Genomic DNA, 12,397 nt, shown 5'->3' with positions numbered 1-12,397 from the left:
AATCTCACTTTCGGTGTAAAATTTATTTGGACGTAATGTCCGTTAATTATTAGGAAATTTGTAATGTCTGTATCTAAAGACCAAATCCTTGACGCAATTGCTGAAATGTCAGTAATGGACGTTGTTGCTCTTATCGAAGCAATGGAAGAAAAATTCGGCGTAACTGCTGCAGCTGCAATGGTAGCTGGTCCAGCTGCTGAAGCTGCTGAAGAGAAAACAGAATTTGACGTAATCCTTACTGGCGCTGGCGCTAATAAGGTTTCTGCAATCAAAGCTGTTCGTAGCGCAACTGGCCTTGGCCTTAAAGAAGCGAAAGCTCTTGTTGAAGCTGCTCCTACACCTGTTAAAGAAGGTGTATCTAAAGAAGAAGCTGAAGCACTTGCAAAAGATCTTACTGAAGCTGGTGCTGAAGTTGAGGTTAAGTAATTTAGCTTTTGCTAAGTTCGCTGCCTGAGAAATCAGGCAAGGGCTGGTGATTATTTAATCACCGGCCTTTTTGCGCTATAGAGTGATGCACTCTTTTAGTTCAAATAAAATCTGATTTTTTCTTTACTTTCAACGCTTTATAGTTTGCTAGTGTTAAAGTGGGATCTAATTAGAACAACAGTTAAATGTTGTAAAATCTTGGCATAGCTGCCAGTTAAGTCTGTTCTTACAAGAACAGGTCGGGTCAAAGATCAGCAAGCTGAGGAACCCCATGGCTTACTCTTATTCTGAAAAGAAACGTATCCGTAAGGATTTTGGTAAACGTCCACAAGTTTTGGATATACCTTTTTTACTGTCTACACAGTTAGAATCGTTTAAAAAATTCTTAGTGCCGGACGCTGATGGCGATCATGGTTTGGAAGCTGCCTTCCGTTCTGTGTTCCCTATTAAAAGCTACTCGGGAAATTCTGAGCTTCAATACGTAAGTTACCGTATTGGTGAGCCAGTTTTCGATGTAAAAGAATGTCAAATTCGCGGTGTGACTTATTCTGCTCCACTTCGCGTGAAACTGCGTCTTGTTGTTATGGACAAAGAAGCACCAGGCACAGTTAAAGACATTAAAGAGCAAGAAGTTTACATGGGCGAAATTCCGCTCATGACAGATACCGGTACTTTTGTAATCAATGGTACAGAGCGTGTTATCGTTTCTCAGCTACACCGTAGCCCTGGTGTATTCTTTGATAACGACCGCGGTAAAACCCATTCATCGGGTAAAGTATTATATAACGCACGCGTTATACCTTACCGTGGTTCATGGTTAGACTTCGAATTTGATGCAAAAGATAACTTATATGTACGTATTGACCGTCGTCGTAAATTACCGGCGTCTATCATCCTACGTGCACTAGAGTATTCTAGCGAACAAATCCTAGATATGTTCTTCGATAACACTACGTTTGAAGTAACGAATGGTAAAGTTCTTATGGAACTTGTACCTTCGCGTTTACGTGGTGAAACTGCCGCTTTTGATATCAAGAGCGAAGACGGTGAAGTATTTGTTGAAAGAGGTCGTCGTGTTACGGCTCGCCACATCAAGAGCATCGAGAAGAAAGGCATTAAGCAATTAGAAGTACCACATGAGTACATCATTGGCCGTATTGTAGCTAAAAACTATGTTGATGAGTCAACTGGTGAAGTTATTGCAAATGCAAATGACGAGCTAACTCTAGAGCTAATGGCTGAATTGGTTAAAGCCGGTTACACTAAAATTGATACGTTATATATCAATGAAGTGGACAGCGGTGCTTACATGTCAAATACTTTGAACATTGACTCTGCAAGCAGCCGTTTAGAAGCACTAGTAGAAATTTACCGCATGATGCGCCCAGGCGAGCCACCGACGAAAGACGCGGCTGAAGCCTTATTCCAGAACTTGTTCTTCTCTGAAGAACGTTATGACTTATCTACTGTAGGTCGTATGAAGTTCAATAGCCGTGTTGGTTACGATACAGACACAGGCCCTGGCACATTAAGCAAAGAAGACATCGTGTCTGTTATGAAAGTATTAATTGCTATTCGTAACGGTCAAGGCGATGTTGATGATATCGATCACTTAGGCAACCGTCGTATACGTAGTGTTGGCGAAATGGCTGAGAACCAATTCCGTGTTGGTCTAGTACGTGTTGAACGTGCTGTACGTGAGCGTTTAAGCTTAGGTGACCTTGACGCGATAATGCCACAAGATCTTATTAACGCTAAGCCTATTTCGGCAGCGGTTAAAGAGTTCTTCGGCTCGTCTCAGTTATCACAGTTTATGGACCAAAATAACCCACTATCAGAAGTTACGCATAAACGTCGTATCTCTGCATTAGGTCCGGGCGGTCTAACTCGTGAACGCGCAGGCTTTGAAGTACGTGACGTTCACGTAACTCACTATGGTCGCGTATGTCCAATCGAGACTCCTGAGGGTCCAAATATCGGTCTAATTAACTCGTTGTCTACGTACGCACGTACAAATGACTACGGTTTCTTAGAAACACCTTACCGCAAAGTGGTAGACGGTGTTGTAACTGATGAAGTTGATTATTTATCAGCCATTGAAGAAGGTCAGTTTGTTATCGCACAGGCGAACTCAAACTTAACTGAAACCAATGAGTTTGTTGATGAACTTATCCCATGTCGTCACAAAGGTGAATCTACCTTTATGGGTCGCATGGACCAGCAGTATATGGATGTATCACCACAACAGGTGATCTCTGTAGCGGCAGCACTTATCCCGTTCCTAGAACACGATGATGCTAACCGTGCATTGATGGGTTCAAACATGCAACGTCAAGCAGTACCAACATTGAAAGCGGATAAGCCGTTAGTAGGTACTGGTATTGAGTTAACACTAGCGAAAGATTCTGGTGTAACTATCGTTGCTAAACGTGGTGGTGAAGTAATGTATGCTGACGCAAGTCGCATCGTTGTAAATGTACATGAAGAAGAACGCATTCCTGGTGAAGCGGGCATCGACATCTACAACTTAACCAAATACACACGTTCAAACCAAAATACATGTATTAACCAAAAACCAACTTGTATGGTTGGCGAACCGGTTACTCGTGGTGACGTGTTAGCAGATGGTCCTTCGACTGACTTAGGTGACTTAGCCCTTGGTCAAAACCTTCGCGTGGCATTCATGCCATGGAATGGTTATAACTTCGAAGATTCAATCTTGTTATCAGAGCGCGTAGTTGAAGAAGATCGTCTAACGACTATCCATATTCAAGAACTACAGTGTGTTGCCCGTGATACTAAATTAGGTCCAGAAGAGATCACTGCAGATATCCCGAATGTGGGTGAGTCTGCGCTAGGCAAGCTTGATGAATCAGGCGTTGTATATATTGGTGCTGAAGTTAAAGGCGGCGATATCCTAGTAGGTAAAGTGACTCCTAAAGGCGAGACACAGCTTACACCTGAAGAGAAGCTACTGCGTGCTATCTTCGGCGAAAAAGCGTCTGACGTTAAAGACAGCTCTTTACGTGTACCAAATTCTGTAACTGGTACTGTAATTGACGTGCAAGTTTTCACCCGTGATGGTGTTGAAAAAGATAAACGCGCATTAGAAGTTGAAGACATGCAGCTTCGCGAAGCGAAGAAAGACTTCAACGAAGAGTTCCGTATTTTAGAAGCTGGCGTTTTAGACCGTGCACGTAAGCTACTTATAGCTGCTGGTTTTGATGAAGATAAACTTGCATCTCTAAATGCTGAAAAAGTACTTACGCAAAGCCTTGCTGAAGAAGACAAGCAAGCTGAGCTTGAGCAACTAGCTGCACAGTACGATGAACTTAAAGCTGAATACGATAAGAAGTTTGAAAACAAACGTCGTAAAATTACCCAAGGTGATGACTTAGCACCAGGCGTACTTAAGATTGTTAAAGTATACCTAGCTGTTAAACGTCGTATCCAACCGGGTGATAAAATGGCGGGTCGTCATGGTAACAAAGGTGTTATCTCGACTATCGTACCAGTAGAAGATATGCCTTACGATGACAAAGGTCGTACGGTAGATATCGTATTGAATCCACTAGGTGTACCATCACGTATGAACATCGGTCAGATCCTTGAAACACATATGGGTCTTGCTGCACGTGGTATCGGTGAACGTATTGAAGAGATGATGAAAGAGCAACGTGAGCTTCATGAGCTACGTGACTTCATCAAGCAAGCATACGAAATTGGCGAATCTCGCCAAGTTGTAGATATTGCTAGCTTCACTGATGACGAAATTCGTCGTCTAGCTGAAAACTTAAAAGGTGGTTTACCAATAGCTACTCCTGCATTTGATGGCGCGAAAGAAAGCGAAATCAAAGACATGCTTGAGCTTGCGGGCTATCCTCGTAGTGGTCAGGTTACACTTTATGATGGCCGTACTGGCGATCAGTTTGAACGTCAAGTAACTGTTGGTTACATGTACATGCTTAAACTTAACCACTTGGTTGACGATAAGATGCACGCACGTTCTACTGGTTCTTACAGCCTTGTTACTCAGCAGCCGCTGGGTGGTAAAGCACAGTTCGGTGGCCAGCGTTTTGGTGAGATGGAAGTATGGGCACTTGAAGCTTATGGTGCTGCTTACACTCTACAAGAAATGCTAACAGTGAAATCGGATGACGTGAACGGTCGTACTAAGATGTATAAAAACATCGTTGATGGTAACCATAAAATGGAACCAGGTATGCCAGAATCGTTCAACGTATTGTTGAAAGAAATCCGCTCACTGGGTATCAACATCGAGTTGGAAGAAAATTAAGCCAATTAGATGCTGCAGTTAACGCTGCAGCATCTGTTACGGCTGAATAGAATGTAGGGACGAGATTATCCGTCCTCAAGATTAACTCCGACAGGAGAGCTAAGGTGAAAGACTTACTTAAGTTTCTGAAGCAACAAAATAAGACCGAAGAATTCGATGCAATTCGCATTGGTCTTGCTTCACCAGACATGGTTCGTTCATGGTCATACGGTGAAGTAAAGAAACCTGAGACTATTAACTACCGTACTTTCAAGCCTGAGCGCGATGGCTTATTCTGTGCCCGTATTTTCGGCCCAGTGAAAGATTATGAGTGTTTATGTGGTAAATATAAACGCCTTAAACACCGTGGTGTGATCTGTGAAAAGTGTGGCGTTGAAGTAACACTCACTAAAGTGCGACGCGATCGTATGGGTCATATCGACCTTGCGAGCCCAGTTGCACATATATGGTTTTTAAAATCATTACCGTCACGTATTGGCTTAATGCTAGATATGACGCTTCGTGATATTGAACGTGTTCTTTACTTCGAATCATTCGTAGTAACTGAACCTGGTATGACAACGCTTGAGCGTGGTCAGCTATTAGGTGAAGAAGAATACTTAGATTCACTAGAAGAGCACGGTGATGAGTTTGAAGCTAAGATGGGTGCTGAAGCAGTTTTAGACTTGCTTCGTGAACTTGATCTTGCTCAATTAATTGCTGAGATGCGTGAAGAGTTACCAACAATTAACTCTGAAACTAAGCGTAAAAAAATCACTAAACGTCTTAAGTTAATGGAATCGTTCCACCAATCAGGTAATAACCCTGAGTGGATGATCATGACAGTACTTCCAGTATTGCCACCTGATCTACGCCCATTAGTACCATTAGACGGTGGTCGTTTTGCGACATCTGATCTAAATGACCTTTACCGTCGTGTTATTAACCGTAATAACCGTCTTAAGCGTCTACTAGATTTAGCAGCACCAGACATTATTGTACGTAACGAAAAACGCATGTTACAAGAAGCGGTAGATGCGCTACTTGATAACGGTCGTCGTGGTCGTGCAATTACAGGTTCTAACAAACGTCCTCTTAAATCTCTTGCTGATATGATCAAGGGTAAGCAAGGTCGTTTCCGTCAGAACTTACTTGGTAAGCGTGTGGATTATTCAGGCCGTTCTGTAATCACAGTTGGTCCTACACTTAAGCTTCACCAATGTGGTCTTCCTAAGAAGATGGCACTAGAGCTATTCAAACCATTCATCTATGGCAAATTAGAACGTCGCGGCATGGCTACGACAATCAAAGCTGCTAAGAAGATGGTTGAACGTGAAGTTCCGGAAGTATGGGATGTACTTGACGAAGTAATTCGTGAACATCCAGTATTACTTAACCGTGCACCAACACTTCACCGTTTGGGTATCCAAGCGTTTGAGCCTGTGCTTATCGAAGGTAAAGCGATTCATTTGCATCCATTAGTATGTGCGGCGTACAACGCCGATTTCGATGGTGACCAAATGGCGGTACACGTACCGTTAACAATCGAAGCGCAGCTTGAAGCTCGTGCATTGATGATGTCAACAAACAACATTCTATCTCCTGCGAATGGTGAGCCAATCATCGTTCCTTCACAGGATGTTGTATTGGGTCTTTATTACATGACTCGTGACCGCATTAACGCTAAAGGCGAAGGCGCGATATTTAAAGATCCAAAAGAAGCAGAAAAAGCATACCGCAGTGGCAATGCAGACCTTCACGCAATTGTGAAAGTACGTATTAGCCAATCAGTTAAAAACGAAGACGGCGTAGTAGAAGATACTATTACTGTTATCGATACAACTGTTGGTCGTGCAATTCTGTCTCTAATTTTACCTAAAGGCATGCCGTTTGCGTCAATCAACCAGCCGCTAGGTAAAAAGCAGATTTCTGGCTTATTGAATGAGTGTTACCGTCGTCTAGGTCTTAAAGATACAGTTATCTTTGCTGACCAAGTTATGTACACCGGTTTCCATTATGCAATGAAGTCAGGTGTTTCTATCGGTATTGATGACTTAGTTATCCCGCCGGTTAAAGCACAGATAATTGAATCAGCTGAAGCTGAAGTTACTGAAATCAACCAACAATTCCAATCAGGTCTTGTAACGGCTGGTGAAAAGTACAACAAAGTTATCGATATCTGGTCACGTGTAAACGAAAACTTATCACGTGAGATGATGTCTAACTTGTCGAAAGACACAGTTATCAATGCACAAGGTGAAGAAGTAGAGCAACCGTCATTTAACTCAGTGTTTATGATGGCCGACTCAGGTGCTCGTGGTAGTGCTGCACAGATTCGTCAGTTGGCGGGTATGCGTGGTCTAATGGCACGTCCAGATGGTTCAATCATCGAGACTCCAATCACAGCTAACTTCCGTGAAGGTCTAAACGTACTTCAGTACTTCATCTCAACGCATGGTGCGCGTAAAGGTCTTGCCGATACAGCACTTAAAACAGCAAACTCGGGTTACCTAACGCGTCGTCTAGTAGACGTTGCACAAGATTTGGTAATCAATGAAGATGACTGTGGCACAGAAGATGGCTTAACAATGAAACCGCTTATTGAAGGTGGTGATGTTGTAGAAGCACTTCGTGAACGTGTTCTAGGTCGTGTTGTTGCTGAAGATATTGTGATTCCAGGTACTAATACAGTGCTTGTTGAACGTAATATCATGCTAGACGAAAAACTGTGTGATCTCTTAGAAGAGCATTCAGTAGATGAAGTTCGTGTACGTTCTGTTATCACTTGTGATAATGACTTTGGTGTTTGTGCTAACTGTTATGGTCGTGACCTAGCACGTGGTCATATCATCAACGCTGGTGAATCAGTGGGTGTTATCGCGGCACAGTCAATTGGTGAGCCGGGTACACAGTTAACAATGCGTACCTTCCACATCGGTGGTGCGGCATCTAGAGCGTCTGCAGAAAATAATGTACAAGTTAAAACTAACGGTACATTAAAACTTCATAACTCTAAGTACGTATTAAACACAGACGGTAAGATTGTTATTACCTCTCGTTCTACGGAAATTACTATCATTGATAGTCATGGTCGTGAGAAAGAGCGTTATAAAGTACCTTACGGTGCGGTATTAACAGTGCAAGACAATGCTGAAGTTCTAGGTAACGATATCGTTGCTACTTGGGACCCGCATAGTCACCCAATCGTTCTTGAGCATAAATCAAAAGTATCGTTCAGCGATATCGATGATTCAAATACTGAAGCACAGACTGATGAGCTAACTGGTTTAACCCGTGTAGTTGTAAAAGATCTTGCTAAAGTAAATACGAAAGAACCAAAGCTTATCATCGAAAGTGAAGAGCGCGGTCTGCAAGAAACACGTCTTCCTTCATTCACGACGATTGAAGTTATTGACGGCGTTACAGCAAACCCAGGTGACGTGTTAGCACGTATTCCGCAAGAAGGTTCGAAAACTCGTGATATCACGGGTGGTCTACCACGCGTAGCCGACTTATTTGAAGCTCGTAAGCCAAAAGAACCAGCTATATTAGCTGAAGTAACTGGTACAATTAGCTTCGGTAAAGAGACTAAAGGTAAGAAGCGTTTAGTTATTACTCCAGCTGAAGGTGATCATTACGAAGAGATGATTCCTAAATGGCGTCAACTTAACGTGTTTGAAGGTGAGCAAGTGTCTAAAGGTGAAGTTATCGCCGATGGTCCTGAATCACCGCATGACATCTTACGCCTACGTGGTGTGACTCATGTTGCTAACTATATCGTTAACGAAGTGCAAGAGGTTTACCGTTTGCAAGGCGTTAAGATCAATGACAAGCACATTGAAACAATTATCCGTCAAATGTTACGTAAATGTACCATTATGCACGGCGGTGATACTGACTTCTTAGCCGGTGAACAAATCGAAGTGGCGCGCGTTAATATCGCAAACCGTGACCTTGAAAAACAAGGTAAGATACCAGCTAAGTTTGAAATCCAGTTAATGGGTATCACAAAAGCATCACTAGCAACAGAATCTTTCATCTCTGCAGCGTCTTTCCAAGAGACAACACGTGTTCTTACAGATGCGGCAGTGAATGGTAAGAGCGATGAGCTTCGCGGTCTTAAAGAAAACGTAATTGTGGGTCGTTTGATCCCAGCCGGTACCGGTTTTGCGTATCATCAAGAACGTATGGCTCGCCGTAAACAAAGCAAAGTAGTAGTAGAAGAGCAAACAGTAAGTGCAGAAGAGGCAACTCAAGCACTTACAGACGCTCTAAATGCTGATTTGTCTGGAAATCAATAAACTGTTCTTAATCAATAGATTAAGTGATCGCAAGTCAGTTATATGCTGTCTTGCGGTTAGTTTAGGTTGACAGGTTAAACTTTGCTCATTAAAATTCCGCCACCCATTTACTTGTGTGCTTAATGCAGGCTCGTAAATAAAGGGCGGATTTTTTATTTTTTTCAGTAGTAATTTTAATTTCAGGAGCTATTTAAATGGCAACTATTAACCAGCTAGTGCGTAAGCCACGCCGTAGCAAGGTTACGAAAAGTAACTCAGCTGCACTAAAAGCGTGTCCGCAAAAGCGCGGTGTATGTACTCGCGTATATACAACTACACCTAAGAAACCAAACTCGGCGTTACGTAAAGTAGCACGTGTACGTTTAACTAACGGTTTCGAAGTAACTTCATACATTGGCGGTGAAGGTCATAACCTTCAAGAGCATAGTGTAATCCTAATCCGTGGTGGTCGTGTTAAAGATTTACCAGGTGTGCGTTTTCACACTGTTCGTGGTGCACTTGACTGTGCAGGCGTTAGCGATCGTCGTCAAGCTCGTTCTAAATACGGTGCAAAACGCCCTAAAGGCTAATTGTTTTCCGTTAGTAAGGCCAAGCACTAAATATTTATAATTATTGTTTTGGGTGATTGACTCGAAAGAGCAAACCTGAATAAACCGGAGATACAAAATGCCTAGAAGACGCGTAATCGGTCAACGTAAAATTCTTCCAGATCCTAAGTTCGGATCGGAACTTCTTGCTAAATTCGTTAACATCGTGATGTTAGACGGCAAGAAATCTACTGCTGAAAAAATTGTTTATGGTGCGCTAGACGTGGCTGCTGAGAAATCAGGCAAGTCGCACCTAGAAATCTTTGAAACTGCACTTGATAACATCCGCCCACAGGTAGAAGTTAAATCTCGCCGTGTTGGTGGTTCAACTTATCAAGTACCAGTTGAAGTACGTCCAGTTCGTCGTAACGCATTAGGTATGCGTTGGTTAGTAGACGCTGCACGTAAGCGTGGCGAAAAATCTATGGGCTTACGTTTAGCTCAAGAAATCGTTGACGCTTCTGATAATAAAGGCACTGCGGTTAAGAAACGTGAAGACGTTCACCGTATGGCTGAAGCGAATAAAGCATTCGCTCATTACCGTTGGTAATCTGTCTTTAACCTTTAAGAGGATCATATGGCACGTACAACTCCACTTGAGCGCTATCGTAATATAGGTATTGTCGCTCACGTAGATGCAGGCAAAACCACCACAACAGAACGTGTTCTGTTCTACACGGGTCTTTCTCATAAGATCGGTGAAGTACATGATGGCGCTGCAACTATGGATTGGATGGAGCAGGAACAAGAGCGTGGTATCACAATCACTTCTGCTGCAACAACGTGTTTTTGGAAAGGGATGGATGCTCAATTTGACGCCCATCGTATCAATATTATTGATACTCCAGGACACGTAGATTTCACTATCGAAGTAGAGCGTTCTTTACGCGTATTAGATGGTGCGGTAGTTGTTCTTTGTGCTTCATCTGGTGTACAGCCGCAAACTGAGACAGTTTGGCGTCAAGCGAACAAATACGAAGTTCCGAGAATGATCTTCGTAAATAAAATGGATCGCACGGGCGCTGACTTCTTAGCTGTGGTTAGCCAGGTGAAATCTCGTCTTGGAGCAACGCCTGTTCCAATTCAGTTGCCTGTAGGCGCTGAGGACGACTTTAAAGGTGTTATTGACCTTATAAAAATGAAAGTGATTAACTGGAACGAAGCGGACCAGGGTATGACTTTCTCTTATGAGGCAATACCGGCAGAACTTCTGGAATTAGCTGAAGAATGGCGCTCTCACTTAGTTGAAAGCGCTGCTGAAGCAACAGAAGAACTAATGGATAAATACTTAGAAGGTGAAGAGTTAAGTGAAGCAGAAATTAAAAATGCTTTACGCCAACGAACATTAGCTAATGAGATTGTTCCAGTTACTTGTGGTAGCGCATTTAAAAACAAAGGTGTTCAAGCTGTGCTTGATTGCGTTGTTGAATATATGCCCTCACCAGAGCAAGTGAAACAAATCCAAGGTATCTTAGAAAATGGTACTGAGGAAGAACGTCCAGCTAATGATAAGGCGCCGTTTGCTGCACTCGCTTTTAAGATTGCAACAGACCCGTTTGTTGGAACCTTGACCTTTTTCCGTGTTTACTCTGGTACTGTTAAACAGGGTGACACGGTATATAATCCAGTAAAAAGTAAGCGTGAGCGACTTGGCCGTATCGTACAGATGCATTCAAACTCTCGTGAAGAGATCAAAGAAGTTTTCGCAGGCGACATCGCGGCAGCTATTGGTCTTAAAGACGTAACAACAGGTGAAACACTGTGTGATCCGAATTCTATTATTACGCTTGAGCGTATGGAATTCCCTGAACCAGTAATCTCTATTGCGGTTGAGCCTCGCACTATAGCTGACCAAGATAAGATGGGTATCGCGCTGGGTAAACTAGCTGCTGAAGACCCTTCTTTTCGAGTACAAACTGACGAAGAATCAGGCCAGGTTATAATCTCTGGCATGGGTGAACTTCACCTAGATATCATCGTCGACCGTATGAAACGTGAATTCAGTGTTGAATGTAACGTTGGTAAGCCGCAGGTCTCATACCGAGAAGCTATTCGTTCAACTGTTAAGGTTGAAGGGAAGTTTATACGTCAGTCAGGTGGTCGTGGTCAATATGGTCACGTTTGGATTAAACTTGAACCGATGGATATTACGGATGATGAGTCACCAATTTACGAGTTCGTTAACGAAACCGTAGGTGGTTCTGTTCCTAAAGAGTTCGTCCCTGCGGTAGACAAAGGTATCCAAGAGCAAATGTCTCAAGGTGTACTGGCAGGCTACCCATTACTTGGCGTTAAAGCGACTTTATATGATGGTTCATTCCATGATGTAGATTCGAATGAAATGGCATTTAAAATAGCAGGTTCACTGGCAATGAGAGATGGGGCGCTTAAAGCTAACCCTGTACTACTAGAGCCAGTAATGAAGGTTGAAGTACTCACTCCTGATTCAAATATGGGTGATGTAGTTGGCGACTTAAACCGTCGCCGCGGCATAATCGAAGGCATGGAAGATGCATTAGGTGGACTTAAGCAAATTAATGCGCAGGTTCCTCTTTCTGAAATGTTTGGTTATGCAACTGCTTTACGATCTGCAACACAGGGCCGTGCCTCATACTCTATGGAGTTTGTGAAGTACGCTGAAGCCTCTAAAAACGTTGCAGATACAATAATTTCAGCTCGCGCTGTTATATAATTTTAGCTTGTCTGGCTCAATAGTGAGTCAGGCTTTAATTTCTTTATTAGGAATTTTTTAAGATGGCAAAAGAAAAGTTTGAACGCGTAAAACCGCACGTAAACGTTGGTACAAT

The 12,397-nt window shown here is 42.8% G+C and carries 6 protein-coding genes; all 6 read left to right on the top strand.

The features are described from left to right. Nucleotides 1-63 precede the first annotated feature (63 nt). Nucleotides 64-426 (top strand): 50S ribosomal protein L7/L12, encoded by a 363-nt coding sequence (gene rplL, locus GQR38_RS13105; protein WP_002958882.1) that lies wholly within the window; start codon nucleotides 64-66, stop codon nucleotides 424-426. A gap of 271 nt (nucleotides 427-697) precedes the next feature. After that, a complete protein-coding gene (gene rpoB, locus GQR38_RS13100; protein WP_024609121.1) occupies nucleotides 698-4,723 on the top strand; it encodes a DNA-directed RNA polymerase subunit beta in 4,026 nt (1,341 codons plus the stop codon). A 104-nt stretch (nucleotides 4,724-4,827) separates the two neighbouring features. Further along, a complete protein-coding gene (gene rpoC / locus GQR38_RS13095) occupies nucleotides 4,828-9,003 on the top strand; it encodes a DNA-directed RNA polymerase subunit beta' (RefSeq protein ID WP_007580130.1) in 4,176 nt (1,391 codons plus the stop codon). Between the two features lie 194 nt (nucleotides 9,004-9,197). Beyond that, a complete protein-coding gene (gene rpsL / locus GQR38_RS13090; RefSeq protein ID WP_002958885.1) occupies nucleotides 9,198-9,572 on the top strand; it encodes a 30S ribosomal protein S12 in 375 nt (124 codons plus the stop codon). A gap of 97 nt (nucleotides 9,573-9,669) precedes the next feature. Then, entirely contained in the window at nucleotides 9,670-10,140 is a 471-nt protein-coding gene (gene rpsG / locus GQR38_RS13085; RefSeq protein ID WP_010555004.1) for a 30S ribosomal protein S7, read from the top strand. 27 nt (nucleotides 10,141-10,167) lie between these two features. Beyond that, the gene (fusA, locus tag GQR38_RS13080) at nucleotides 10,168-12,282 is read left to right on the top strand and encodes an elongation factor G (RefSeq protein ID WP_007580132.1); all 2,115 of its coding nucleotides are present in this window, start codon (nucleotides 10,168-10,170) and stop codon (nucleotides 12,280-12,282) included. Nucleotides 12,283-12,397 lie beyond the last annotated feature (115 nt).

Origin of the sequence: Pseudoalteromonas sp. c7(2019) (assembly GCF_011378625.1) — a bacterium.
In the GTDB taxonomy this organism is placed as follows: domain Bacteria; phylum Pseudomonadota; class Gammaproteobacteria; order Enterobacterales; family Alteromonadaceae; genus Pseudoalteromonas; species Pseudoalteromonas arctica.
This window is presented reverse-complemented; position numbering and strand designations above follow the sequence as displayed.